Consider the following 23,601-nt stretch of genomic DNA (forward strand, 5'->3'; position numbering starts at 1 on the left):
CCCATCTCCAGGATGGTGGCGTGCAGGTCCTGCGGAATCGCGCGCTCCGGGTAGCGCAGCCGCGTGAGCTTCGCCACGTGCTGGGCCAGGTCGCCCGAGCGCTCCAGGTCCGCCGACATACGCAGTGAGGTGACGACGATACGGAGGTCCGTCGCCACCGGCTGCTGGCGCGCCAGCAGGGCTATGGCCCGGGCCTCCAGGTCGTGCTGGAGGTCGTCGACCTTCTGGTCGGCCTCGATCACGCTCTCGGCCAGCTTCAGGTCGGTGTCGAGGATCGCCGCCGTGGCGCGCCCGATCGCCGAGCCGACCAGCCGGGCCATCTCCACCAGACCGTCGCCGATCGAGTCCAGTTCCTCGTGGTACGCGTCCCGCATCAGGGTCCCTCTCTAACGTGTGCCTCGGGGGTTCCGGGGCCAGGAGACTGTCGTCGGACCGGCAGTCCTGTAGTCGGATCTTGTCGAATCCCGTTGAACCGGAAGTCTTACCGTCATGCCCTCCGACAGTAAGACTGTCGCGAAAACGTCAGTCGGACTGTCGTGAAACCGCCAGTGTGATCCCAAGCTAAACCGCCTGTGCGAACCCCACGCATCCACGATCCGGTCCGTACGCGTCCGTTTCCGCCACCCCAAATGAACCAGCACTGGCTCCAAGGTGAACTCTGGGCGACGAGTGTTCGAGGTCGCACTCCGACGGCTGTGGCCACTGCCTGCGTCATGCCTAACCTGGGTGCATGGACGTGAACGCGGCGGTCGCCGCAGCGGCAGCGATCGCCGGGGTGCTTACCGGTGTCATCGCCATGCTGGCGTTCCGCTGGAGCGAACGCGACCTGAAGCGACCCACCCGAACCTCTCTGCACACCGACCCGGTCCTGCCGCCCGGCGTGGACACGGTCCTGTCGGTGCTGCGCTCCTCCGCCGTCGTACTCGACGAGGGGGACGCCGTCGTCAAGGCAAGCTCGGCGGCGTACGCCCTCGGTCTGGTGCGCGGCGGCAAGCTCTCCGTCGAGCCCATGCTCCAGATGGCCCGGGACACCAGACGCGACGGTGAGATACGGCAGGTCGAGCTGGATCTGCCCAGGCGTGGCACCGGACGCGGCGAGGCCCTCGCCGTGTCCGCGCGCGTCGCGCCCCTCGGCTCCCGCCTCGTCCTCCTCCTCGTCGAGGACCTCACCGAGGCCCGGCGGATAGAGGCCGTGCGGCGTGACTTCGTCGCGAACGTCAGTCATGAGCTGAAGACACCGGTCGGCGCGCTCTCCCTGCTGTCCGAGGCCGTCATGGACGCCTCCGACGAGCCGGAGGCCGTGCAGCGCTTCGCCGGGCGCATGCAGATCGAGGCGACCCGGCTGACCAACCTGGTGCAGGAACTGATCGACCTCTCCCGGGTGCAGAACGACGACCCGCTGGAGGACGCCGAGCCCGTCCGCGTCGACGAGCTCGTCGCCGAGGCCATGGACCGCTGCCGGCACGCCGCCGGGACGAAGCAGATCACCATGGCCGCGGGGGGCACCACCGACCTCAGCATCTGGGGCAACCGCGGCCAGCTCGCGGCCGCGCTCGGCAACCTCGTCGAGAACGCCGTCAACTACTCGCCCGCCCGTACCCGTGTCGGCATCGCCGCCCGCCGGGTCAGCGCGCCGGGCGGTGACAGTATCGAGATCGCCGTGACCGACCAGGGCATCGGCATCTCGGACAAGGACAAGGAGCGCATCTTCGAGCGCTTCTACCGCGTGGACCCGGCCCGTTCCCGTGCCACAGGCGGCACCGGCCTCGGCCTCGCGATCGTCAAACACGTGGCCGCCTCACACAGCGGAGAGGTCACGGTGTGGAGCTCCGAGGGACAGGGCTCCACCTTCACCCTGCGGCTGCCGGAGGCGGGTGCGGCCCGCGACCGCGCACAGCAGCACCCCGATCTCGACGACGAGGCCGGGCAGTCCGCCTCATCCCATCACCGCACCACCCCCGATTCACCCGCTGACTCAACCGCGTACGAAACGCTTTCCGCCCCGGAGGTCCTTCCGTGACCCGTGTGCTCGTCGTCGAGGACGAGGAGTCCTTCTCCGACGCCCTGTCGTACATGCTCCGCAAAGAGGGCTTCGAGGTCGCCGTCGCGACCACCGGGCCCGACGGACTCGACGAGTTCGAGCGCAACGGCGCCGACCTCGTCCTCCTCGACCTGATGCTGCCCGGCCTGCCGGGCACCGAGGTCTGCCGCCAGCTGCGCGGCCGATCCAACGTTCCGGTGATCATGGTCACCGCCAAGGACAGCGAGATCGACAAGGTTGTCGGCCTGGAAATAGGAGCCGATGACTACGTCACCAAGCCGTTCTCCTCGCGCGAGCTGGTCGCCCGTATCCGGGCCGTCCTGCGCCGCCGCGGTGAGCCGGAGGAGGTGACCCCGGCCGCCCTGGAGGCGGGCCCGGTCCGGATGGACGTCGACCGCCACGTGGTCACGGTCTCCGGCTCGAAGGTCGACCTCCCGCTCAAGGAGTTCGACCTCCTGGAGATGCTCCTGCGCAACGCGGGCCGCGTCCTGACCCGTATGCAGCTCATCGACCGCGTCTGGGGTGCCGACTACGTCGGGGACACCAAGACCCTGGACGTCCACGTCAAGCGCCTGCGCGCCAAGATCGAGCCGGACCCGGGCGCGCCGCGGTACCTGGTGACGGTCCGCGGCCTCGGCTACAAGTTCGAGCCGTAAACCGCTGCCGTGTAAGCCGCTGCCGCGCGAACCGCTGCCGTGATGAGGACGCGGCCGTAAGGACTGCGAACACGGTCGCCACGTACGTCGAAGGGCGGGACCTCCGATTCCGGGGGTCCCGCCCTTTTTCTACGACTGTGCAGGTGCCGTACGACGATCCGGCGCCGTGCGGCCGCTCAGTGCCCGGAGACCGTCTGGGAGGCGCTGTCGCTCGGGGTGGCCGTGTTGCCGGCCTGTGCCCCGTCCCCGGCCGCCCCGCCGGTCTCCGTCGCGCCCGCGGACGCACCGTCGGTCGGGGTGGCCCCCGCTCCCTCGCCCGGGGTTCCGGTCGGCGAGCCGGTGGGGGAGGACGTGGTGCCCGGCGTCGCCGGCACCTCGCTCGGGCCCCAGCTCTCGAAGTAGTGCTCGGCGGGCACGACGAACGCGCGCAGGCTCACGTCACCGGTCTTGCTGAAGGTGAAGGTGATCTTCTGCGCGTTGCCGTCCTGGATGGCCTCGCGGCTGCTGGGCAGCACGGCGGTGGCGTTGTCCTTGCCGCCGATGATCAGCGAACCGCCGGCCGGGATGGTCAGGCTGCCGCCCTTGGCGGGCTTGAGCTCGGCACTCTTGGCGGTGCCGTCCACCTTGATCGAGTCCAGCGTCTGCGCGGAGCTGCCGGAGTTGAACAGGGTCGCGGAGATCGCGGCCGGGCCGGTCGACTCCAGGTCGGGCTGGGTGATGACGATGGCGTTCTGGATCTTGATGTCGCCGACGCTGGTGGCTGCGTTGTCCGGCTTGATCTCCAGGGTCTGCGCGTTGTTGCCGGCCGCGCACGCGGAGAGCGCGGCGATCGAGAACGTGATGGCGGCGGCGGCGAGGGCGCCGCGTCGAAGGCTGCTGCTCACGGCGGCGGCAACTCCTTGACTCGAACGGGGCGGGCGCGTAGTGCCGCCCTAAGTGTCTGTCAGCGGCCTTAGGTTACCGAGCCGTTCCCGCGCTACCGCACCCGACCCTCCCCCGAGCGGCGATGAGCCGTGGAAGTACGTCCGAAGCGCCGCTTCCGGCACCCCTTCCTTCACCCACAAGTGGCCCGGTTGTCACTTTGCCCGGAGCTCTGTCCGTCATTCACATAAGACGTCTCGCAAGTCCCCGCGCAAAATTTCCGTGAAGGAATGCGCGACCCTCCCGGAATTGATCACCAGATGTGCCGCCGACCTGGCTGTGATCAATTCCGGATTCGCCCGGGAGGTGACTCGGGACGCCGAACGGAGTAGCGGAAGTCGCACACTTGGAACCGGACATATGTGGACGTTCGGCCACTCGGAGGCGCCTCTGGATGTGTGTAACGTACGCGTTTCACCTCGCCCGCAGAGCCGCTCCCACCTGCGAATACTTTCTTCCGCTCGGCCCGCGCAGCACGTTCCTGTTGGAGTTGTCAAGCCCCGAGATATGCCCTGACCTGCGAAAACGCCATTCAGAACCCGCAGTTTCCGTGTTACCCTGGATAGCCACGGAAGGGGTACCTGTCACATGACGTTCAAGGTTGGCGACACCGTGGTCTATCCCCATCACGGGGCCGCGCTGATCGAGGCCATCGAAACTCGCCAGATCAAAGGCGTGGACAAGACCTACTTGGTGCTGAAGGTCGCCCAGGGTGACCTGACGGTACGTGTGCCAGCGGACAATGCGGAGTTCGTCGGCGTGCGTGATGTGGTCGGTCAGGACGGGCTGGACCGGGTCTTCGAGGTGCTGCGCGCGCCGTACGCCGAGGAGCCCACGAACTGGTCGCGTCGATACAAGGCAAATCTGGAGAAGCTCGCCTCCGGCGATGTCATCAAGGTCGCGGAAGTGGTGCGTGACCTGTGGCGTCGTGAGCGCGAGCGCGGACTCTCCGCCGGTGAGAAGCGCATGCTCGCCAAGGCACGCCAGATCCTGGTGAGCGAGCTCGCCCTCGCGGAGAACACCAACGAGGACAAGGCCGAGGCGCTGCTCGACGAGGTTCTCGCGTCCTGACGCGGTACATCCGCCTCAGTTTCAGCACAGTGGTTTCGGAAGCGTGCTGATTTTTTTCAAAGAAGTGCCGCGGTGCCCGATGACGTAATTGCTGTCGCCGGGCGCTGCGGCATGTTCGCTCACAGGCGCGGTACGTCCTACCTCGGGGGCGCCCCCGATACTTGATGTGCCGGGTCCGGGCAGCCGGCTCGACCGATGTCACGGAAGGGTTCGGTCAAGAAAGGCCCACCCGGCACGCTTGAGGCCATACCCACGTAGGCAGAGCACACAAACCTGACAGGAACCGATGTCTGACGTTTCGCGTCCTTCGCCCACGGGTGTCCCCGCGGACACGCGTGCCGGGGCCCGTACCGCCGTCGTGATCCCGGCCGCCGGAAAGGGCGTACGCCTCGGTCCGGGCGCCCCCAAAGCGCTGCGCGCGCTGAACGGCACGCCGATGCTCATCCACGCCGTGCGCGCGATGGCCGCGTCCCGGGCCGTCTCCCTCGTGGTCGTCGTGGCTCCGCCCGACGGCGCCGCCGAGGTCAAGAGCCTGCTCGACGCGCACGCGATGCCCGAGCGCACCGACTTCCTGGTGGTCCCCGGCGGCGAGACGCGCCAGGAGTCCGTGAAGCTCGGCCTGGACGCGCTGCCGCCGGAGTACGACATCGTCCTGGTGCACGACGCGGCCCGCCCGCTGGTGCCGGTGGACACGGTGGACGCGGTGATCGAGACGGTACGGGACGGGGCGCAGGCCGTGGTCCCCGCGCTGCCGCTCGCGGACACGGTGAAGGAGGTCGAGCCGGCCGGCGTCACGGGCGAGCCCGAACCGGTGGTGGCCACCCCGCGGCGAGCCCGCCTGCGTGCCGTACAGACTCCGCAGGGCTTCGACCGCGCGACGCTGATCCGTGCGCACGAGACGGTGACCGGCGACGTCACCGACGACGCGAGCATGGTCGAGCAGCTCGGTCTCACCGTCGTGGTCGTGCCCGGCCACGAGGAGGCCTTCAAGGTCACGCGCCCGCTGGACCTGGTCCTGGCGGAGGCGGTCCTGGCGCGCCGGAGGCTGAACGATGGCTTCTGACGCATCCGGTCTCCGGCCGCCGCCGGATGAGCCCCCGCTTCCCCAGGTCGGCATCGGCACCGACATCCACGCCTTCGAGGAGGGCCGCGAGCTGTGGTGCGCGGGCCTGAAGTGGGAGGGCGAGGGGCCGGGTCTCGCCGGCCACTCCGACGCGGACGTCGTCGCGCACGCCGCCTGCAACGCGCTGTTCTCGGCGGCCGGGCTCGGCGACCTGGGACAGCACTTCGGCACGGGGCGCCCCGAGTGGTCGGGCGCCTCGGGCGTCGTACTGCTCACCGAGGCGGCCCGGATCGTGCGCGAGGCGGGCTTCCGGATCGGCAACGTCGCGGTCCAGGTCGTCGGCCCCCGCCCCAAGATCGGCAAGCGCCGCGACGAGGCGCAGAAGATCCTGTCGGAGGCGGCCGGAGCCTCGGTGTCGGTGTCGGGCGCGACCACGGACGGCCTCGGCTTCCCGGGCCGCGACGAGGGACTGATGGCGGTGGCGACGGCGCTGGTGGTCCGGGTCGGCTGAGACCGGTCGGCGGGCCGTCCCGGCGGCGGCCCGACCTGCCCCCAGCGGCCCGCGAGTGACCACGAACGGCCAAACCGCACTTACGCACCGGGCACTCCTGTCCGCCCACTACCCTGGTGTCGTGACTATTCGCCTGTACGACACCAGCGCCCGGCAGATCCGTGACTTCACCCCGCTCCAGCAGGGCTGTGTCTCGATCTACCTCTGTGGCGCCACCGTGCAGGCCGCACCGCACATCGGGCACATCCGCTCCGGGCTCAACTTCGACATCATGCGCCGCTGGTTCGAGTACCGCGGCTACGACGTCACCTTCATCCGGAATGTCACGGACATCGACGACAAGATCATCTGGAAGGCGGAGCAGCAGGACCGCCCCTGGTGGTCCATCGGCTACGAGAACGAGCGTGCCTTCACCGACGGCTACACCGCCCTCGGCTGCCTCCCGCCGACGTACGAGCCCCGTGCCACCGGTCATGTCACCGAGATGGTCGAGATGATGCGCGGGCTCATCGAGCGCGGACACGCCTACGAGGCGGACGGCAGCGTCTACTTCGACGTCCGGTCCTGGCCCTCCTACCTGGAGCTGTCCCGGCAGGACCTCGACGAGATGCGGCAGCCCACCGAGGAGGGCATCACCGGCAAGCGGGACCCGCGCGACTTCGCGATGTGGAAGGCCGCCAAGCCCGGCGAGCCCGACTGGGAGACGCCGTGGGGCCGCGGCCGCCCCGGCTGGCACCTGGAGTGCTCGGCGATGGCGCACAAGTACCTCGGCTCCGCCTTCGACATCCACGGCGGCGGACTCGACCTGATCTTCCCGCACCACGAGAACGAGATCGCCCAGGCCAAGGCCTACGGCGACGACTTCGCGCAGTACTGGGTGCACAACGCCTGGGTCACCATGAGCGGCGAGAAGATGTCGAAGTCGCTCGGCAATTCCGTCCTGGTCTCCGAGATGGTCAAGCAGTGGCGCCCGATCGTCCTGCGCTACTACCTGGGCACCCCGCACTACCGCTCGACGATCGAGTACAGCGAGGAGGCCCTGCGCGAGGCCGAGTCGGCGTTCGCGCGCATCGAGGGCTTCGTGCAGCGCGTGGTCGAGATGACCGGGCACGTCGTCGAGCCGTCCCCCGAGGTGCCGCTCGCCTTCGCCGAGGCGATGGACGACGACCTCGGAGTCCCGCAGGCGCTGGCAGTCGTCCACACCACCGTCCGCCAGGGCAACAGCGCACTGGCCGCCGACGACAAGGAAGCCGCCGTGGCCCGCCTCGCCGAGGTCCGCGCCATGCTCGGCGTCCTCGGCCTCGACCCGCTCGACGAGCACTGGGCCGGCGAGTCCGACCGCGGCGAGGACCTCCACGGCGTGGTCGACACCCTGGTCCGCATGGTCCTCGACCAGCGCGAGGCGGCCCGCTCCCGCAAGGACTGGGCCACCGCCGACGCCATCCGCGACCAGCTCAAGCAGTCGGGTCTCGTCATCGAGGACGGTCCGCAGGGCCCCCGCTGGACCCTCGGTCCACGCTGACGGATTCCGGTTCCCGGAAGATCGATTGTGCCGCCCGGCCCTCCGGGCGGCACACTGCATAGACGTACATACGAACGCCTCACGACAGACAGGTAGGTCATGGCCGCGAACAACCGCCGCATGTCCGGCAAGAAGGGCGCGCAGGTCGGCAGTGGCGGCCAGCGACGCCGGGGCCTCGAGGGCAAGGGCCCGACCCCGCCCGCCGAGATGCGCAAGGGACACAAGAAGAACCGCATCGCCACCTCCAAGGCGAAGCAGACCGCCCGCCGTCCCGCGCCCCGGGGCCGCGGCGGCAAGTCCACGTCCGAGCTGGTCGTCGGCCGTAACCCCGTCGTCGAGGCGCTGCGCGAGGGCGTGCCCGCGAGCACGCTCTACGTCCAGCAGTTCATCGACAACGACGAGCGCGTCCGCGAGGCCCTCCAGCTCGCCGCCGAGCGCGGCGGCATCAACCTCATGGAGGCCCCGCGCCCCGAGCTGGACCGCATGACGAACGGCCTCAACCACCAGGGCCTCGTCCTCCAGGTCCCGCCGTACGAGTACGCCCACCCCGAGGAGCTGGCCGACGCGGCCGCGGACGAGGGCGTGGACCCGCTCATCGTCGCCCTCGACGGAGTGACGGACCCGCGCAACCTGGGTGCCGTGGTCCGCTCGGTCTCCGCATTCGGCGGCCACGGCGTCGTCGTACCGGAGAGGCGAGCGGCCGGTATGACGGCCGGCGCCTGGAAGACCTCGGCCGGCACCGCGGCCCGCACCCCCGTCGCCCGGGCCACGAACCTGACCCGCGCCCTGGAGGCGTACAAGAAGGCGGGCATCGTGGTCGTCGGCCTCGCCGCCGACGGCGAGGCCGAACTCGGCGACCTGGAAGCCCTGGAGGGCCCGGTCGTCATCGTGGTCGGCAGCGAGGGCAAGGGCCTGTCCCGACTCGTGGGCGAGACGTGCGACTTCCGCGTCCGCATCCCGATGCCGGGCGGCGCGGAGTCCCTCAACGCCGGTGTGGCGGCGGGGATCGTCCTCTACGAGGCGGCTCGCCGACGCGGCTGAACACGCGTCCGTGGCGTCACCCGTGCGGGGTAATTCCGGTGACAGTGGTGCGACCTGCGCATCCTTGACGGGGTCCGGACAGATCGGGCCGGTCAAGGCAGTGTCCTAACCACACGTCACTCGGTTAGTTGAGTGTGGACACCAGAACACCCCGCACACCCACGGGGGACCGTTCGTCGGGATACGACGACGCTCCCGCGCTGAGCATGGTGAAGGTGCCGAGCGATCCGGCGCAGATCATCGTCAATCACGCGAGCTTCCGCGTGTTGTTGGGCGCGTCGACCGGGCGCACCAAATCCCCCCGGATCGCACGGCACTTGAGCGCCACCGAGGACACCACCCGCATCCCTGTCGTCGGCGCGGCCGGCAGAGCGGGCGCGGCCACCGGCGCCCGCCGCCGGGTCGCCGTCTGGAACGGCACGTCCGCGCCCGACGACACCGGCGCCCACCGCCTGCTCCAGGCCGTGCGGGACGGAAGCGTCCGCCACGGCGAGGAGCCGGCCCCCGGCCTCGGGGGAGCCACCCAGGTCATCCCACGGGTCGACGTCGGCGGCTACGACGGCTATGACGGCTACGACGCCGGCTACGACGACGACTTGTCACGGACCGTCGAAACGCCGATCGTCGGCGCCCAGCGCACGCACGAATCCCTCGAAACCCGGCTCCTGCCCAACATGCGCACGGTCGAGAGCGCATACGACGAGGAACTCGTCTACGACGACGAGGAGTTCGCGGAAGACCCCCGCAGCACGCACGCAACCGACGAGCCCCCCAAGCGGCCCGGCGGCGACGACCCGGCCCGGCATGCCTATTACCCCGGCCGCCGCATGAACCTCGGCGTCGTGCTCCTCCCGCTGCGCGTCTTCCTCGGCTTCATCTCCATCTACGCCGGCATGGGCAAGCTCTGCGACCCCGTCTACTTCGACGGCGGCAAACGCGGCTCGATGGTGAAGTGGCTCAACACCCTGCACCCGTGGGAAGTGGCCGAGCCCCTCCGCCAGTTCGCCCTGGAGCACCCGGTCGGCTCCGGCCTGGTCATCGCCTTCTTCCAGGTCATCGTGGGCGTCCTCACGGTCCTGGGATGCTGGCAGCGAGTCGCGGCGGTAGTCGGCGCGCTGCTGTCAGCCGCGCTCCTGGTCACCGTCAGCTGGAAGAGCGTCCCGGCCTACGACACCCCCGACATCATCTACCTCGCCGCGTGGTCCCCGCTGATCATCGCCGGGGCCCCGGTCTACTCGATCGACGGCCGCCTCGCGGGCATGGCCTGGCGCCGCCTCGGCCCACGCGCCGACATCTGGGAGCTCCGCAGTTACGTCCTGCGCCGGGGCGCCCTGGTCACGGTGATCGTCACCGGCCTGACCCTCCTCATCGGCTCGCTGCTCGGCGGCGCTGTCCGAGACGCCGACCGCGTCGTCGTCCCCGGACCCGGCGAGGCCCCGCGCAACGAACTGCCCGGCTCCCCGCTGCCGCAGGAGCCCGGCCAACGGCACAAGAAGACGCCGTCGGCCTCCAACTCGCCCACGCAGGGCGCCACGTCGGGGGCGGCCACGCCGTCCGGCGCCGCGACGACGCCGGGCGCGACCAGCGACACGGGCAGCGCCGGGGCGGGTACGCCCAGCCAGACGCAGGGCACTGGGGGGCAGGCCCCGCCCCAGCAGTCCACTCCGGCCGACGAGGCGCCCAGCACCAGCACCGGTCCGACCTCCGGGGGTCCCTCCTCCGGCGGCGGCTCCACGGGCGGCTCCGACGCCGACGAACCGGGCCTTGTGGGCGGCCTGTTGGGGTAACCCTGCCGGTGGACCCCCTGCTCGCCCCCTCGTCCACCGGCTGACCCGGAGCAGCACAACCACGATGGGCCCCGCACACACTTCCTGTGCGGGGCCCATTGCTACGCCACACCTTCCGATGTTTCTCGATGCCGGCCCAGGCATCTCAGCCCGTCCGGCGTTTGAGGACGAGGCCGTTCAGGCCGATAGGGGGTCCAGGGGGCGCAGTCCCCTGGCAGGGCTGAAAGGCCGAAACAGGCCGCAGCAGGCATCCCGCCCGACCGCCGGAGGCGTCAGCGCCCCAGCGCCGCCAGTTCCTTCGCCGCCTCCGTCAGGTCCTTCGCCGTGTCGATGGCGCGCCAGTAGGCGCCCTGCGGGATCGGGAACCCGGCCAGGCGGCGTTCGCGGGCCAGGTGGGGGAAGGTCGTGCGTTCGTGGTCGCCGCGCTCGGGGAGGAGGCCGGAGAAGGCGGGGGAGAAGACGTACACGCCCGCGTTGATCTCGAAGGTCGACGGCGGCGCCTCGATGAAGTCCGTGATGTGCCCGAAGCCGTCCGTCTTCACCGCACCCCAGGGAATCCGCGGCCGCGCGAGCGCCAGCGTGGCGACCGCGTCGCGCTCGGCGTGGAAGTCCGCCATGTCGCGCAGCGAGAACCGGGTCCAGATGTCACCGTTGGTCGCGTACCAGGGCCGGTCCGGATGCGGCAGGTGCGCGGCCGCGTACTTCAGACCGCCACCCCGCCCGAGCGGCTCCGTCTCCACGACGGTGGTGACCCGCACCGGCAGCTCGGCCGACTTCAGCCAGTCCTGCAGCACCTCGGCGAGATGCCCACAGCTGACCACGACGTCGGTCACGCCCTCTTCGGCGAGCCAGGTGAGCTGGTGGCCGATGATCGGCGTCCCCGTCCCGGGGATCTCCACCATCGGCTTGGGCCGATCGTCGGTGTACGGGCGCAGCCGGGAGCCCTGGCCACCGGCCAGGACAACGGCTTGAACGGGGCGGGACGCGGCGTTCGGATCAGTCATGACCGAACTGTACGCGGCGCCCCGCTCACGGCATTCACCTGCAACCGTTCCTTAATCAGCCGTTACGGTCCGGTAGCGGAGTGTTCTCCGAAAAGGGGATGGCTAGCCGTGCGCCGCGGCGACCCCTGACGCGAACGCGGTGTCACAGACGGGCCGGGCATACGACTGTGCCCGCGTCGGCCCGTACACACGGACCGCCGCGCGCCCCAGCGCCCGGGCGATCGACGCGCAGTGCCGGCCCAGCGACGGGCGGTCGTGGACGGCCTGCTGGAGGTGGGTGAGGGCGACGCCCGGGTCCTCCTGCTGGAGCTCGGTCAGGAGCTGGTCGCGCAGCACGTCCTGAGGGGCGCGCGGAGCGGCGTTCTTGGTGTCACGTGCGCTCGAGACGTCGGTCGCGGTCAGCACCGAGTCCGAGGGGTTCCCCGACCAGTTGACCCGGGTGACCGCGAGCGTCCCGGAGAGCACCAGGACGACGGGCAGGACGAGGGCGAGAGTGCGGCCGAGCTGGCGGGCGGGGCCCCGCTGGCCGCGTCGTGTCTGTTGGATGGTGGAGTGCTTCACGCGAGTGAGGGTAGCGTTCAGTACTGATATGGCGACATTTGGTCACCGTTTCGAGGGACGAAGAGGTGCCTCTCCCCTTGTAGCGTGTTGACGTACAGCACTCGAAATCACCGGGTATGCCGGGGTATTTGTCGACAACGAAGAGGGCCCCGCAGCGCTCTGCGGGGCCCTCTTCGTCAACCTGGGTGAATTACCCGGGGTTGTGCTGCCTTTACGTCACGCAGTCGGCGCTCTCTCAGTCGGAGAGCCGCGCGCCCGTGGAGGTCGCGAACACGTGGCTCTCGCCCGCGCGCGGGACGACGTGCAGCGTGCTGCCCTTCTCCGGGACGTCACGGCCGCTGACACGGACGACGAGGTCCTTGGAGTCGTCGCCGCCGACCTTGGCGGTGCCGTAGACGTACGCGTCGGCGCCGAGCTCCTCGACGACGTTCACCGTGACCGCGAGGCCCTGGTCCGAGTCGGCGCCGGCCACGTCGAAGTGCTCGGGACGGACACCGACGGTGACGGTCTTGTCGGTGGCGGCGGACAGCGCATCGCGGTCGACCGGCACCACGGAGTTGCCGAACTTCACGCCGCCGTCGGTGATCGGGACCTCGACCAGGTTCATGGCGGGGGAGCCGATGAAGCCGGCGACGAAGAGGTTGGCCGGGCGGTCGTACATGTTGCGCGGGGTGTCGACCTGCTGGAGCAGACCGTCCTTCAGGACCGCCACGCGGTCACCCATCGTCATGGCCTCGACCTGGTCGTGGGTGACGTAGACGGTGGTGATGCCGAGGCGGCGCTGCAGCGAGGCGATCTGCGTACGGGTCGACACACGGAGCTTGGCGTCCAGGTTGGACAGCGGCTCGTCCATGAGGAAGACCTGCGGCTCACGCACGATCGCGCGGCCCATCGCGACACGCTGGCGCTGACCGCCGGAGAGCGCCTTCGGCTTGCGGCCGAGGTACTCGGTGAGGTCGAGGATCTTCGCCGCGTCCTCGACCTTCTGGCGGATCTCGGCCTTCGGCACGCCCGCGATCTTGAGCGCGAAGCCCATGTTGTCGGCGACGGTCATGTGCGGGTACAGCGCGTAGTTCTGGAACACCATGGCGATGTCCCGGTCCTTCGGCGGCAGGTGCGTGACGTCGCGGTCACCGATGCGGATGGCGCCGGCGTTCACGTCCTCGAGCCCCGCGAGCATCCGGAGCGAGGTGGACTTGCCGCAGCCGGACGGGCCGACCAGAACGAGGAACTCCCCGTCCTCGATCTCGATGTCGAGCGCGTCAACAGCGGGCTTCTCGGTACCCGGGTAGATCCGGGTCGCCTTGTCGAACGAGACAGTGGCCATGGTGAATGGGCCCCCTTCTACCGGCAGGAACGTGCCGGACGATCCGTTGTAGGAAGGTGGTTGGTGTAGTCCACATGTGCGGACTGGATCTGGACGGTACCTGGCGTTCGCCTGTATGTCAGTACCTGGAGGCATGTGAACTTCGCGGAAATTTTCGATGGGGCCCGCTCGGAACCTGGGTACACTGCACGGGCGCGTGCGTGAGAGTGCGTGCAGGCCTCCTTAGCTCAGTTGGTCCAGAGCGGCTGTCTTGTAAACAGCAGGTCGTCGGTTCGAATCCGACAGGGGGCTCAATCAGCGGGGCGGTGGTCGATGACACCGCCCCGCAGTTCGTTTTTCATCCCCTCATTTCATTCGCCCGCCGAGCGACTTCGCGGTCCGCGAATGCACTCTCGAACGCCCCCATGTCCCCGCTGGGACACGGGACATGCCCAAACGTGGATTAGCTTCGCTACTGCTAGTGTTCATTCAGTCACGGTAGGCAATCAGCCTCAATGTACATGTAATGAAAACCGAGGGTTCCATGCGCAAGCTTCACCAGGTCATGATCGTCGCAGCGGCGGCCGGCGGCCTGTCCGCCATCGGTGCCGGTACCGGTGTCGCCTACGAGAGCGGGCCGAGCGTGTCCGACCTCTACCGCCCCTACCAGGAGTGCAGCCCGCAGACGGTTGGCGAGGCCTCCATTCCGGTCGCGGTGCTCGGTCTGTCCGAGACCTTCGACACCACTTGCGGTCAGTTCAACAACGCCTTCACTGGCTGAGGTCGGCGGCATAGTCGTGCGCGACGCCTTCCGCGGGCCCCTTCGGGGTCACCCCCGAAGGGGCCCGTTCATGTGCGGCTGCCCGGAGCGCGAGGCCGCTCCCTGGGCCCGTATGCGTTCGCTGCTGTCCTGAACTCCGGCGCACCGATGAGCGATTGGTCCCCCGAGGACCAGTCACCCTCAGGTCGGTCCTTCACTTCGTAAGCGAAACGGCCCCGAACGTCCCGGGCATGGACCGGACACGGTGGCCCGTCTCTCCGATTTCCCCAGGGCCCGGCGCGGCCGCTTCGCGGTGTATTGCGCTCGGGCACCCCCCGCAAAAGGAGACGCAACACATGTTCATCGGAAAGAAGATCGCGGCTGTCACCGGGCTTCTCGGTGGCCTCGCCATGACCTGTCTCGGCGCCGGCCAGGCTCACGCGGCGGGCCCGGGCGTCTGCTCGCTCGACTCCCAGGGCAACATCATCTGCACCCAGCAGATCCAGGGGCAGACCCCCGAGGGTGACGGGTTCGCCGTCCGCCGGTCGGTGAGTTGCCAGCCCACCCAGCCCTTGACCCTGCCGTCTCCCGGACTTCTGTCCAACGGGCAGACGAAGATCGGCCCCCACATCACCTGCGCCGAGATGTCGCCCATGCCGGCCGCCGACACCAGTGACACGAACGACTCCAGCCCGCTGCTTTCCCGCATCCTGGGCTGAGTTTCCGACGGCGGATGGCCGGACCGGGTCAACCCGGTCCGGCCATCCGCCGTTTCGTATGCCGACACGACACAGGGGAAGGGTTAAAGGTCCCAAATTGCTACGGTTTGTTTGTATATGCTCACATTAAGTAGTCAACCAGGGCTTCGTGCCCGGGAAGAAAGGGTCAAACTATGCGCAGGTTTCAGCGCGTTGCCGTCGTAGCCGCAGCGGTCGCAGGGCTGTCCGCCTTCGGTGCCGCCGGCAGTGCCTTCGCTCACGAGGGCGACGGCTTTGACGGTCAGATCGTCTCCGCGGTGTCCACCTCGACGGCCAACGCCGTTGCCACGTGGGGCGCTCCGGCCGACAAGGCGCACGCCGCTCCGCAGGCTGCCCCGCAGGTCGCTCCGGAGGCTGCCCCGCAGGCCGCGCCGGAGGCCGCTCCCAAGGCCGCCGCGCCGGAGTACGGCTACGGCGAGTACTCCGCTCCGTACGCCGCTCAGTAAGGAAGTGCCGAGGGCTCGGTGCGCGAGTTTCAGGGCACTGTGAATGTCGTCGTGACCACCGCGGGGCGGGCGGCTCCCAACTCCCAGCCGCAGTCAGCCCCTTAGGGCATCGCCTCGGAGCGTCACGACGGGCGCATCGAAATCCGTCGGAACACCGTTATGCATATCGCGCGATCCGAAATCCCAGCTCCTGGACCGGGTCGAGCTGTTTTCGACGGTGTGCTGGACAACACCCTTAGCAAATGCAGCCCGGACGCGCGGCAGACCCATCAGGGTGCGCGTCCGGGCTGCAGCAGTTTCCGTATTCGACCTTCTCCTTGCAAAGGAACGCCGTACATGATCGGTCGACAGAAGATCGCAACCGTCTCGGGGCTCCTCGGGGCTCTCGCCGTGATCTACAGCGGTGCCGCGCCGGCGTACGCCGACGAAGACCCCAAGGGTGCCTGCACGATCACCGCGCAGGGGGACATCGTCTGCGTCAAGAAGAGCGAGGTCGTCCACAGCGACAAGCGCGACGGCTATGTCGTCAAGCAGAAGCACGACTGCTCGACGACGGAGCGGCCGCGCTTCACGCTGCCCGAGGGCCGCATGGCGGAGGGCGGGTCCACGACGAGCGGTCCGGTCGTGGAATGCAACAACCGGGCGGAGCTGCCCAAGGGTGTCAAGCTCCCGAAATTCCACTTCTGAGGCGCTTTCGAGGCGCGAGCGGAAGATGCCGGACCGGGCGTGATCCCGGTCCGGCATTTCGTTCTTCCAGGGGCTGCGCCCGGTCGGCAAAAGACCGGTGCCCCGGCATGGGGCCGGGGCACCGAGGGGAAGCGTGCGGCTCTAGGTCACTTGCCGCCGACGGTGTTGCTGCAGCCCATGGACGAGCCCATGCCGGTCTCCTGCGAGCCGGGGGCGCCCTCACCGTTCAGCAGGTTGCCGCCCAGGCCGTTCGCGATGCCGACATTGCCGAGGATGTCCACGTTGGCGTCGTGCGACTTGCAGTTGCTGCTCTGCAGGACGCTGAAGCTCGAGCCCTTGCCCTTCTGGCCCCAGCCGCCTCCGTCGGCGTGGGCGACGCCGGCGCCAAGGAGTCCGACGCTCCCGAGAGCGGCGACCAGGACGGCGGCCTTGTGGAGCTTGTGCATATTCATCTCCGGTGGAGTGCAGTTGGTGCGATCCCTGAGAGATCGACTTCGAACAGTTACGGAGGCTAATAGGAAATATTTCGGGAGAAATCAGCGGCACGCCGAATTGGGGAAAGTCTCACCATCTTGGCCGATGGATATTAAATTCATATTGTTGTAGGGGAGTGAAGCGAATTACGGCGTATGTGTGCCACGAAAAGGGCCCCGGTACCGGGCCTGAGGCTCGGTACCGGGACCTGGTTCCCGCTCCGGTCGACTGGGCGACCGTCAGTGCCTGGATCAGAAGGCGCTGTTGTTGCAGCCCATCGACGAGCCCAGGTGGGTGTCCTGCTTGGCCACGTCGCCCTCGCCGTTGAGCGCGGCGCCCAGCAGGCCGTTGAGCACGCCGACATTGCCGAGGACGTCGACGTTCAGGTCGTGCGACTTGCAGTTGGAGCTCTGCAGGACGCTGAACTTGCCCCCGTCCTTGCCGCCGTGGCCGTCGGCGGAGGCCGTTCCGGCGCCAAGGAGTCCGACGGTGCCGATGGCAACGGCCACGACGGCAGCCTTGCGAAGCTTGTGCATGTCATCTCCGGTGGAGTGAGGTGGGTGCGATCTGTAGGAGATCGACTTCGTACAGTTACGAAAGACTAATACGAAGTATCCCGTTATGTCCCGAAGGCACGCCGGGGCTCGTGATCTCGTGGCAGAAGCACCCGGAAGCCGCATCGCCCACCGTGGCGTGAAGTGAAACCGCTGGTCACAGCGGCTCGTTGAGCTCCTGAGGGCTCCTCGAGCCGCGCGCCCTAGCGCGACTGGGCGTGGGCGAAGGAGTTCGCCTGGCTGTTGGCCTGGTCGCAGTCGACGCCGCGGCTCTCGGCGGCGGCGAGTACGGCGACCGGGACGGCCGCGTTGAGCACGGACTGCGGGCTGCACTCCTGGTACGGGCGGAACAGGTTGGCCTGCTCCACGGGGCCGGCCGGCGCCACGGCGGGCTGCGGGTTGACCTGCGGGCTGATCTTCGGGCTCAGTTGGGGGTTGAGCTGCGGGCTGACTTCGGCGCCCCGCTGGGGAGCCGGGGCCGCCTGCCGGTGCGCGGCCGGTGAGTTGGAGGACTGCGCGGTCGCCTGTGAGCGGGTCCACGAGGCGGCCTGGGTGTCCGGCTGTCCAACGGGTGCCGGAGCACCGCCGTATCCGAGGGGCACGTCGCCGGCGACGCTGGGCGCGACTCCGATGGCCGACAGACCACTGGCTGCTGCTACGACGAGCGCGACCTGATGAAGCTTGCGCATGGAACCCCGGCCCTTCATTGACCTATGCATGGAACGTATGGAAATGCGGCTGCGATGGACCATCGCTCTGACCCTGTGGGGGGAACGAGGTAAATGCCGGTGCGGTCACGTGGGTCGGGGCATGGTCACCCGTTTGCCAGAGGGTGTTATTCGTCGACAAGCCGCAGAGCCTTTTATCGGATCGATGGCAATGGGGTGACGAAAATTCTGATCCCGTGACCTGGCCGGAGAAAAGTCGTTGCCAGCTGGGAGAGGGCAGCGATCTGGAATCAGAGAGAGGCATCGGGTCCGCTGCCTGCTCCGGCGTGAAGTCCACATGACAGCTCAGGCATTACCCCTGTAAGGGCGCAGTACGAATATCAGACTGAGCGCACGCATGACTGCACTGAATACAACGGATTTCCCTGTACAGGTAATGAAGGGCCGAGGGTTCCATGCGCAAGCTTCACAAGGCCGCGCTCGTCGTAGCAGCGGCCGGCGGTCTGACCGCCATCGGCGCCGGCGTCAGCGAGGCCGCCGAGTATCCCGTCGGGTACAGCGGTGCTCCGGCGCCCGCTCCTGAGTATCAGGCGCCTCAGTACGCTCCGGCGCCTCCTCCGCAGTACGCGGCGCCCCAGTACGCCCCGGCGCCCGCTCCTCAGTACCAGGCACCTCAATACGCCCCGGCGCCGGCCCCGCAGTACGCGGCGCCCCAGTACGCCCCGGCTCCGGCTCCGCAGTACGCGCCGCCCCAGCACAGTGCTCCGCAGGCCACGGCTGCGGCTCGGTCGACGGGCCACGCGCAGGTCACGCGTTCGCAGCCGGCGCCCCACTACGCGCCCCCGGCCCCGGCCCCGGCGCCCGCGCCGGCTCCGGCTCCGCAGCAGCAGACCGGTTACGCCTCCGCCTCGGCCAACTCGGGCGGCTTCGCGCAGGCCGGCTCGCCGCACTCCTCGGCGCCTGCCGCTTCCCAGCCGTCCGTTCCGCAGGTCGTGCCGCAGGTCACCCCGCAGACGGCCCCGCAGGTGATGCCGCAGGTCGCGCCGCAGGTCTCCGCGCCGCAGGTCTTCAACCCGGAGCCCGCGCCGAAGGTCGCGCCGCAGGTGAACCCGCAGGTGAACCCTGAGGTGAACCCGCTCATCAACCCGCTGATCTCGCCGGCCAGCGCACCGCAGGTGCCCGGGCTCGGCCTCGGGCAGGTCGCGGCGCCTCCGGTGGGCCAGCTGGGTCTGCCCCGGCTCGGCTGACGGTCGTTCCGTAAGCCTTCACCGTTCCAACGCGTTCCGCAGCACCCCACATCCGCTCGACCAACGGAGAAGAAATGCGCAAGCTTCAGAAGGTCGCCCTCATGGGCGCCGTCCTCGGCAGTGTCGGCTCCTTCGGTGTCGGCACCGCCGTCGCCCACGGTGAGGCGCGCGCCCACGACGTCGACATCACGCAGGGCATCGAGTGCCGCTCGCACGACATGAACATCGACGTCCTCGGCAGCCTCGGTCTCGTCAACGGCGCGCTGGGCAACGCCCTCAACGGCGAAGGCTCCCCGGGTGCGCAGCCCAGCCACCTCGGCTCGGACATGGGCTGCAACAGCGGAGCGCTCAAGTAGACCGTACGAAGAGTTCGGTTCAACGCCCGCTCCATCACGGGGCGGGCGTTTGGACTACGAGCCGGAGAGACCGCATGAGACTGTCCTACGCCGACGAGATGCTGCTGTTCAACGGGTGTCCGGGCGTCATCGGCCTGGCGGCGGTCCTCTCCGGCGAGCAGCCCGACGTGGATCAGGTGCGGGCCCTCGTCGCCGAGCGGTGGGCGGGCCTGGAGCGGATGAACTGCGTGCTCGAGGGTCCGAAGGACGGTGGCGGGACGGCGCCGCAGGGGCTGTTCGGGCGGCCCGGGCGGTCAGGGCGGGTGCGGTGGGTCGTACCGGGGCCGTTCGATCCCGCCGTGCATGTCGCCGTGGCGCGGCACAAGTTGGACGACCTGTGGGCTCAGAACGTGAACCGGCCGCTCGCCGGCGGAGTGCCGCCCTGGCGGCTCTTCGTCGTTGCGGACACGGCACATGGCGGGGACTTCGCTCTGGCGCTCGTGGCCCAGCACGCGCTGCTGGACGGGCGTTCCCTGGCGACGTTGCTGCGCGCGCTGATGGACAGCCCCGTGACGGCGGGCGAGCCGGTCCGGCCGGTGCCGTTCGCGCGGACCGGGCTGCTGGCGGCGGGCCGCGAGCTCAGGACGATGACGGCCCCGGGGCAGGCGCTGCCGGTGCGGCCGCCGGGGCAGGTGTGTTCCTCGGTCGCGGTGACGGAACTGCCCGCGCACACGGTCCGAGCCGCACGCCGGCAACCGGCCGACGGCCGTGGCGCGACGCTGAACGAGCTGCTGGTGGGCGCCGTGGCCGGAGCACTGCGCGCGCAGTACGGTCCGGTGCGGCGGTGGCGGCAGCGGGACGAGCCCGTCTACACGGCCGTACCGTGTGACCTGCGTAGTCGTGCGAACACGGGGGAACTCGGGAACACCCTCACGGTGATCCGGGTCCCGCTGCCCGTCGACGTGGACGGTCCCGTGGCGCGGCTGCGGGCCTGTCAGGCCGCGATGGCCACCGTCCCCGAGCGGGCCGCCGTCCACGCGAACGTGCTGTTCCCCGCCGCAGCGGCGGTTCGCCGGACGGGCTCCTGGGTCACCAGGTTCCTGGCCGGCCGCAGCCGGCACTCCTGCTTCGCGGCGACCGCGACCACGGCCATGAAGTGGCCTGGCGGATCGAGCACCTTCCAGGGCCGCCGGCTGGTGCGCACGGTCGGGCTGCCGCCCTTGCAGTACCCCGGGACCGTCAGCCTGACCCTGGCCCAGGCGGGGGACGCGTTCACGCTCACCGTGGTGTGCAACCTGCGCCCGAACGACGCGGGACGGCTCGCGGAGGCGGTCGTCACGGAGTTCGAGACATGGGCCCGGATGGCGACGCCGTCAGTGCCCTGACGGCACCAGGAGATGGAGGCAGTTGCATGGAAGCGGAACACGGCGGGGCAGCGGAACACGGCGACGTATGGGAAGCGCTGCGCCCGCTGTGCGCGCGGGTGATGTCGGTGCCGCCGGAGGCGGTGGTGCCGCAGGCCCGGCTGGTCGCCGACCTGGGCGCCGACAGCCTGGACATCACCGAACTGGAGGCGGCGTCGGAGGAGTTGTTCGGGGTGTCCCTGCGGGGGACCGACAAGGCCGCGGTGTCCACCGTGGGTGATGTCGCCGACCTCATCGTGCGGCTGCGTACCCCTGCCGCCCGCACCCCCCTCGCCCGATGACCGGCCGACCCGCTGTCGCCGTCACCGGCCTGGGAGTTCGCTGCGCGGCCGGGGCGAGCCCGGCGGCGCTCTGGGAGAGTCTCGTGCAGTGCCGTTCGGCGACGCGGCTGCACGCGTTCGACGACGCGGGCGCAGTCCGCTACCCCGCGTGTCCGATGACCGACTTCGACCCCACCGGCTATCTCGCGCCCAAGGAGGTACGGCGAGCCGACCGGTCGGTGCAGCTGGCCGTGTGCGCGGCCGTGGACGCCGTCGAGGACGCCGGCGGACTGCACGTCGGTCCCGGGCGGCGGGCGGTGGTCACGGGCACCGGGTACGGCGGGGTGATCAGCCAGGAGAACGGCATCGGGCATCCCGATGTGCTCTACGCGCCCCGGCTGATGAACAACGCGGGGGCGTACTGGGTCAGTGCCCGCCTCGGTATCACGGGGCCCAGTCTGACGGTCTCCACCGCCTGTGCCTCGGGCACGCATGCGGTGGGGGAGGCCATGCAGATGATCCGGGCCGGGTGCGCGGACGTGGTGGTGGCAGGGGGCCATGACAGCCCGCTGACGCCCACGACCGCGCTGGCCTTCGGGCGGGCCGGGGCGATGGTCACCGAGTGCGAGGATCCCGCTTCCGCGTCACGGCCGTTCGACGCCGGGCGGCGCGGTTTCGTCCTCGCCGAAGGGGCCGCGTTCCTGGTGCTGGAGCGGCTGGACCTGGCCCGCGCGCGCGGTGCCCGGATCTACGCCACGCTGACCGGATACGGACGTACCTCCGACGCCCACCACCTCACCGCACCGCATCCCGACGGTGCGGGGGCCCGGGCGTGCATGGAGCAGGCGATCGCCGACGCCGGCACGACCGCCGACGCCGTCACCCACGTCAACGCGCACGGCACCGGCACCGAGCTGAACGACCTTGCGGAAGCGCAGGCCATCGCGGCCGTGTTCGGCCCGCGTGCGGTGCCGGTGACCGCGCCCAAGGCCGTGACCGGGCACGGGCTCGGGCTGGCGGGAGCGCTGGAGGCCGTGATCACGGCCTGGTCCGTGCGCGAAGGGCTCGCGCCTCCGACCGCCCATCTGACGCGACTGGATCCCCGGTGCGAACTGGACGTGGTCACCGGTGAACCGCGCAAGATCCTGGACGGGCCGGTGCTCAGCAACAGCTTCGCCTTCGGCGGTCACAACGCCTGCGTCGTGTTCGACTCACCACGCGGTTGATCACGCGAGCACGAGAGGTAGTGGAGCATGCGGCTGACCGCCGTCGAGGAAGGGCACCTGCGCAACGGGATGCCGGGGACGATCGGTATCGCCGCGGTGTTTCCCGGCGCGCCGTTCGACCTGGCGCAGGTGCGGTCCCGGGTCCGCGACCGGTGGGGCGGGCTGGAGCGGATGAGCCTGGTGCTCGGGCGGCCCGGCGGACCGGCCGCGCTGTCGGGCCATCGGTGGCGGACGGCCCGGCCGTTCGATCCCGTCGCGCACGTCACTGCCACCGACGAGGACCTGCGGTCGCTGCTCACCGACGGCGTCAGTGAGCTGCTGCCGGCCGAACGGCCCCTGTGGCGGCTGCTGGTCACGCGCCAGGGCATCGTGCTGCTCGCCCATCACGCGCTGCTGGACGGCAGATCCCTGGAGACGCTGTTCCGGCTGCTGATGGACGACGCCGTGACCCCGCGGCCCGGCGTCCCGGCCGGGGCGGACCCCGCCGCGGTCGTGCGACAGAGGTCGCGGGTCGGTGCCGGCACCGTGTACCGGGAGTTGCGGCGTATCGGGTTCCCCGGCCAGCCCCTGCCCGCGACGCCCGAACTGCGCCCCTCGGTGGCGGTGGTCGAGCTCGACCCGCAGGTGATGCGGGCCGCCCGACGTCAGCCGGCCGGGGGGCGCGGAGCGACCCTCAACGAGCTGCTGCTGAGCGCGTACGCCGGTGCCCTCCACGCCTGCTACGGGCCCCTGCGGACCTGGCCGAACGCACCGACACCCCTGTACGCCACGGTGCCGGTCGACCTGCGGACCCGCCAGAACGCGGGCCAACTCGGCAACGGCGTCACCGCGCTGCGGATGCCGCTGCCCGTCGACGTCGAGTCCCCCGTGGCCCGGCTGCAGGCGTGCCAGGACGAGGTAGCGGGGTTCGACCGCCGCTGCGACGCTCACCGCGCGTTCCTTCCCGCGCTGAAGGGTGCCGCACGGACGGTGCCGTGGCTGGCCGGGGTGATGGCCGAGCGGCTGGCCCGCCCCGAGCTCACCACGAGCCTGTGCACCGCGTTCAAGTGGCGGGACAACCCCAGCCGCTTGAACGGCCGCCCACTGGCACGCATCGTTCCCCTGCCGCAGCTGTCCCCGCCCGGCACGGCGAACCTCTGTCTCGTGCACACCGCCGACGCCTACACCCTCACCGTCGTCAGTCACCTGCGCGCAGGTGACGCCGAGATGATCGGTGACGCGGTCGCCCAGGAACTGAAGGCGGTGGCGGCGTCTGCCGCGTGGGTGAGCTGAGGGCTG

26 protein-coding genes and 1 tRNA gene are annotated in these 23,601 nt (G+C 69.8%); 19 read left to right on the forward strand and 8 right to left on the reverse strand.

The annotated features are described in order from the left end of the window. Nucleotides 1–374 (reverse strand): phosphate uptake regulator PhoU (locus tag ACFY5C_RS39545; protein ID WP_389454716.1); only part of this gene is annotated, 374 nt, incomplete at its 3' end. Nucleotides 375–730: 356 nt separating this feature from the next. Here ACFY5C_RS39545 and ACFY5C_RS39550 point away from each other — a divergent pair. Both ACFY5C_RS39550 and ACFY5C_RS39555 read left to right on the forward strand, forming a co-directional pair. Then, nucleotides 731–2,020, forward strand: a complete 1,290-nt coding sequence (locus ACFY5C_RS39550) for a sensor histidine kinase (protein ID WP_389454718.1) — start codon at nt 731–733, stop codon at nt 2,018–2,020. Then, nucleotides 2,017–2,697, forward strand: coding sequence for a response regulator transcription factor (locus tag ACFY5C_RS39555; RefSeq protein WP_015659563.1), 681 nt, complete (start codon nt 2,017–2,019; stop codon nt 2,695–2,697). The genes ACFY5C_RS39550 and ACFY5C_RS39555 overlap by 4 nt, the downstream gene beginning before the upstream one ends. A 176-nt stretch (nt 2,698–2,873) precedes the next feature. On the opposite strand, the gene ACFY5C_RS39560 is transcribed toward ACFY5C_RS39555, so the two are convergent. Further along, nucleotides 2,874–3,581 carry a DUF461 domain-containing protein gene (locus ACFY5C_RS39560; RefSeq protein WP_389454720.1) on the reverse strand — a complete coding sequence of 236 codons (708 nt, stop codon included), beginning with the start codon at nt 3,579–3,581 and terminating at the stop codon, nt 2,874–2,876. Between the two features lie 625 nt (nt 3,582–4,206). Between ACFY5C_RS39560 and ACFY5C_RS39565 the strand changes: the two genes are divergently transcribed. The 6 genes from ACFY5C_RS39565 (at nt 4,207) to ACFY5C_RS39590 (ending at nt 10,613) form a co-directional block, all read left to right on the forward strand. Then, on the forward strand, nt 4,207–4,689 hold the full coding sequence (locus ACFY5C_RS39565; protein ID WP_003953493.1) for a CarD family transcriptional regulator: 483 nt from the start codon (nt 4,207–4,209) through the stop codon (nt 4,687–4,689). 286 nt (nt 4,690–4,975) lie between these two features. Next, nucleotides 4,976–5,752: a 2-C-methyl-D-erythritol 4-phosphate cytidylyltransferase gene (gene ispD, locus ACFY5C_RS39570; protein WP_389454722.1), complete on the forward strand. Its 777-nt coding sequence runs from the start codon at nt 4,976–4,978 to the stop codon at nt 5,750–5,752. Further along, the gene (gene ispF, locus ACFY5C_RS39575; protein WP_389454724.1) at nt 5,742–6,263 is read left to right on the forward strand and encodes a 2-C-methyl-D-erythritol 2,4-cyclodiphosphate synthase; all 522 of its coding nucleotides are present in this window, start codon (nt 5,742–5,744) and stop codon (nt 6,261–6,263) included. The genes ispD and ispF overlap by 11 nt, the downstream gene beginning before the upstream one ends. A 121-nt stretch (nt 6,264–6,384) precedes the next feature. Next, a complete protein-coding gene (gene cysS, locus ACFY5C_RS39580; protein WP_389454726.1) occupies nt 6,385–7,785 on the forward strand; it encodes a cysteine--tRNA ligase in 1,401 nt (466 codons plus the stop codon). Between the two features lie 99 nt (nt 7,786–7,884). Beyond that, entirely contained in the window at nt 7,885–8,826 is a 942-nt protein-coding gene (gene rlmB / locus ACFY5C_RS39585) for a 23S rRNA (guanosine(2251)-2'-O)-methyltransferase RlmB (RefSeq protein WP_389454728.1), read from the forward strand. Between the two features lie 134 nt (nt 8,827–8,960). Next, nucleotides 8,961–10,613 carry a DoxX family membrane protein gene (locus ACFY5C_RS39590; protein ID WP_389454804.1) on the forward strand — a complete coding sequence of 551 codons (1,653 nt, stop codon included), beginning with the start codon at nt 8,961–8,963 and terminating at the stop codon, nt 10,611–10,613. 272 nt (nt 10,614–10,885) lie between these two features. On the opposite strand, the gene ACFY5C_RS39595 is transcribed toward ACFY5C_RS39590, so the two are convergent. The 3 genes from ACFY5C_RS39595 to ACFY5C_RS39605 form a co-directional block, all read right to left on the reverse strand. After that, the gene (locus ACFY5C_RS39595; RefSeq protein ID WP_389454730.1) at nt 10,886–11,617 is read right to left on the reverse strand and encodes an NDP-sugar synthase; all 732 of its coding nucleotides are present in this window, start codon (nt 11,615–11,617) and stop codon (nt 10,886–10,888) included. 102 nt (nt 11,618–11,719) lie between these two features. After that, nucleotides 11,720–12,178: a hypothetical protein gene (locus ACFY5C_RS39600; RefSeq protein ID WP_389454732.1), complete on the reverse strand. Its 459-nt coding sequence runs from the start codon at nt 12,176–12,178 to the stop codon at nt 11,720–11,722. 235 nt (nt 12,179–12,413) lie between these two features. Then, nucleotides 12,414–13,505: an ABC transporter ATP-binding protein gene (locus tag ACFY5C_RS39605; protein ID WP_389454734.1), complete on the reverse strand. Its 1,092-nt coding sequence runs from the start codon at nt 13,503–13,505 to the stop codon at nt 12,414–12,416. A 216-nt stretch (nt 13,506–13,721) separates the two neighbouring features. Between ACFY5C_RS39605 and ACFY5C_RS39610 the strand changes: the two genes are divergently transcribed. From ACFY5C_RS39610 to ACFY5C_RS39630, 5 genes are all read left to right on the forward strand, one after another. After that, nucleotides 13,722–13,796, forward strand: a tRNA-Thr gene (locus ACFY5C_RS39610). A 232-nt stretch (nt 13,797–14,028) separates the two neighbouring features. Next, nucleotides 14,029–14,265, forward strand: a complete 237-nt coding sequence (locus ACFY5C_RS39615) for a hypothetical protein (protein ID WP_328426772.1) — start codon at nt 14,029–14,031, stop codon at nt 14,263–14,265. A gap of 335 nt (nt 14,266–14,600) precedes the next feature. After that, entirely contained in the window at nt 14,601–14,963 is a 363-nt protein-coding gene (locus ACFY5C_RS39620) for a hypothetical protein (protein ID WP_389454736.1), read from the forward strand. A 173-nt stretch (nt 14,964–15,136) separates the two neighbouring features. Further along, nucleotides 15,137–15,448 (forward strand): hypothetical protein, encoded by a 312-nt coding sequence (locus ACFY5C_RS39625; RefSeq protein WP_389454738.1) that lies wholly within the window; start codon nt 15,137–15,139, stop codon nt 15,446–15,448. 336 nt (nt 15,449–15,784) lie between these two features. After that, the gene (locus ACFY5C_RS39630; RefSeq protein ID WP_389454740.1) at nt 15,785–16,135 is read left to right on the forward strand and encodes a hypothetical protein; all 351 of its coding nucleotides are present in this window, start codon (nt 15,785–15,787) and stop codon (nt 16,133–16,135) included. A gap of 146 nt (nt 16,136–16,281) precedes the next feature. On the opposite strand, the gene ACFY5C_RS39635 is transcribed toward ACFY5C_RS39630, so the two are convergent. The 3 genes from ACFY5C_RS39635 to ACFY5C_RS39645 form a co-directional block, all read right to left on the reverse strand. Next, nucleotides 16,282–16,581: a hypothetical protein gene (locus ACFY5C_RS39635; protein ID WP_389454742.1), complete on the reverse strand. Its 300-nt coding sequence runs from the start codon at nt 16,579–16,581 to the stop codon at nt 16,282–16,284. A gap of 279 nt (nt 16,582–16,860) precedes the next feature. After that, nucleotides 16,861–17,145 carry a hypothetical protein gene (locus ACFY5C_RS39640; RefSeq protein WP_389454743.1) on the reverse strand — a complete coding sequence of 95 codons (285 nt, stop codon included), beginning with the start codon at nt 17,143–17,145 and terminating at the stop codon, nt 16,861–16,863. Nucleotides 17,146–17,366: 221 nt separating this feature from the next. Further along, complete coding sequence (locus ACFY5C_RS39645; protein ID WP_389454744.1) at nt 17,367–17,852, reverse strand: hypothetical protein; 486 nt, start codon at nt 17,850–17,852, stop codon at nt 17,367–17,369. A gap of 434 nt (nt 17,853–18,286) precedes the next feature. On the opposite strand from ACFY5C_RS39645, the gene ACFY5C_RS39650 reads away from it, so the two are divergent. From ACFY5C_RS39650 to ACFY5C_RS39675, 6 genes are all read left to right on the forward strand, one after another. Beyond that, nucleotides 18,287–19,078 (forward strand): hypothetical protein, encoded by a 792-nt coding sequence (locus ACFY5C_RS39650; RefSeq protein ID WP_389454746.1) that lies wholly within the window; start codon nt 18,287–18,289, stop codon nt 19,076–19,078. 74 nt (nt 19,079–19,152) lie between these two features. Further along, complete coding sequence (locus tag ACFY5C_RS39655; protein ID WP_389454747.1) at nt 19,153–19,434, forward strand: hypothetical protein; 282 nt, start codon at nt 19,153–19,155, stop codon at nt 19,432–19,434. Between the two features lie 74 nt (nt 19,435–19,508). Further along, nucleotides 19,509–20,798, forward strand: a complete 1,290-nt coding sequence (locus ACFY5C_RS39660) for a WS/DGAT domain-containing protein (RefSeq protein WP_389454748.1) — start codon at nt 19,509–19,511, stop codon at nt 20,796–20,798. A 26-nt stretch (nt 20,799–20,824) separates the two neighbouring features. Next, a complete protein-coding gene (locus ACFY5C_RS39665) occupies nt 20,825–21,118 on the forward strand; it encodes an acyl carrier protein (protein ID WP_389454749.1) in 294 nt (97 codons plus the stop codon). Continuing rightward, nucleotides 21,115–22,323 carry a beta-ketoacyl-[acyl-carrier-protein] synthase family protein gene (locus tag ACFY5C_RS39670; RefSeq protein WP_389454750.1) on the forward strand — a complete coding sequence of 403 codons (1,209 nt, stop codon included), beginning with the start codon at nt 21,115–21,117 and terminating at the stop codon, nt 22,321–22,323. The genes ACFY5C_RS39665 and ACFY5C_RS39670 overlap by 4 nt, the downstream gene beginning before the upstream one ends. Nucleotides 22,324–22,350: 27 nt before the next feature. Continuing rightward, nucleotides 22,351–23,595: a wax ester/triacylglycerol synthase domain-containing protein gene (locus tag ACFY5C_RS39675; protein WP_389454752.1), complete on the forward strand. Its 1,245-nt coding sequence runs from the start codon at nt 22,351–22,353 to the stop codon at nt 23,593–23,595. Nucleotides 23,596–23,601 lie beyond the last annotated feature (6 nt).

Origin of the sequence: Streptomyces sp. NPDC012935, assembly GCF_042900345.1 — a bacterium.
In the GTDB taxonomy this organism is placed as follows: domain Bacteria; phylum Actinomycetota; class Actinomycetes; order Streptomycetales; family Streptomycetaceae; genus Streptomyces.

Excerpts from the sequence above, each read along its gene's own strand:
- ACFY5C_RS39550 (WP_389454718.1), top strand. The coding sequence starts at position 731 with ATGGACGTGAACGCGGCGGTCGCCGCAGCGGCAGCGATCGCCGGGGTG.
- ACFY5C_RS39565 (WP_003953493.1), top strand. The coding sequence starts at position 4,207 with ATGACGTTCAAGGTTGGCGACACCGTGGTCTATCCCCATCACGGGGCC.
- ispD (WP_389454722.1), top strand. The coding sequence starts at position 4,976 with ATGTCTGACGTTTCGCGTCCTTCGCCCACGGGTGTCCCCGCGGACACG.
- ispF (WP_389454724.1), top strand. The coding sequence starts at position 5,742 with ATGGCTTCTGACGCATCCGGTCTCCGGCCGCCGCCGGATGAGCCCCCG.
- rlmB (WP_389454728.1), top strand. The coding sequence starts at position 7,885 with ATGGCCGCGAACAACCGCCGCATGTCCGGCAAGAAGGGCGCGCAGGTC.
- ACFY5C_RS39595 (WP_389454730.1), bottom strand. The coding sequence starts at position 11,617 with ATGACTGATCCGAACGCCGCGTCCCGCCCCGTTCAAGCCGTTGTCCTG.
- ACFY5C_RS39605 (WP_389454734.1), bottom strand. The coding sequence starts at position 13,505 with ATGGCCACTGTCTCGTTCGACAAGGCGACCCGGATCTACCCGGGTACC.
- ACFY5C_RS39615 (WP_328426772.1), top strand. The coding sequence starts at position 14,029 with ATGCGCAAGCTTCACCAGGTCATGATCGTCGCAGCGGCGGCCGGCGGC.
- ACFY5C_RS39620 (WP_389454736.1), top strand. The coding sequence starts at position 14,601 with ATGTTCATCGGAAAGAAGATCGCGGCTGTCACCGGGCTTCTCGGTGGC.
- ACFY5C_RS39625 (WP_389454738.1), top strand. The coding sequence starts at position 15,137 with ATGCGCAGGTTTCAGCGCGTTGCCGTCGTAGCCGCAGCGGTCGCAGGG.
- ACFY5C_RS39630 (WP_389454740.1), top strand. The coding sequence starts at position 15,785 with ATGATCGGTCGACAGAAGATCGCAACCGTCTCGGGGCTCCTCGGGGCT.
- ACFY5C_RS39635 (WP_389454742.1), bottom strand. The coding sequence starts at position 16,581 with ATGCACAAGCTCCACAAGGCCGCCGTCCTGGTCGCCGCTCTCGGGAGC.
- ACFY5C_RS39640 (WP_389454743.1), bottom strand. The coding sequence starts at position 17,145 with ATGCACAAGCTTCGCAAGGCTGCCGTCGTGGCCGTTGCCATCGGCACC.
- ACFY5C_RS39645 (WP_389454744.1), bottom strand. The coding sequence starts at position 17,852 with ATGCGCAAGCTTCATCAGGTCGCGCTCGTCGTAGCAGCAGCCAGTGGT.
- ACFY5C_RS39650 (WP_389454746.1), top strand. The coding sequence starts at position 18,287 with ATGCGCAAGCTTCACAAGGCCGCGCTCGTCGTAGCAGCGGCCGGCGGT.
- ACFY5C_RS39655 (WP_389454747.1), top strand. The coding sequence starts at position 19,153 with ATGCGCAAGCTTCAGAAGGTCGCCCTCATGGGCGCCGTCCTCGGCAGT.
- ACFY5C_RS39660 (WP_389454748.1), top strand. The coding sequence starts at position 19,509 with ATGAGACTGTCCTACGCCGACGAGATGCTGCTGTTCAACGGGTGTCCG.
- ACFY5C_RS39665 (WP_389454749.1), top strand. The coding sequence starts at position 20,825 with ATGGAAGCGGAACACGGCGGGGCAGCGGAACACGGCGACGTATGGGAA.
- ACFY5C_RS39670 (WP_389454750.1), top strand. The coding sequence starts at position 21,115 with ATGACCGGCCGACCCGCTGTCGCCGTCACCGGCCTGGGAGTTCGCTGC.
- ACFY5C_RS39675 (WP_389454752.1), top strand. The coding sequence starts at position 22,351 with ATGCGGCTGACCGCCGTCGAGGAAGGGCACCTGCGCAACGGGATGCCG.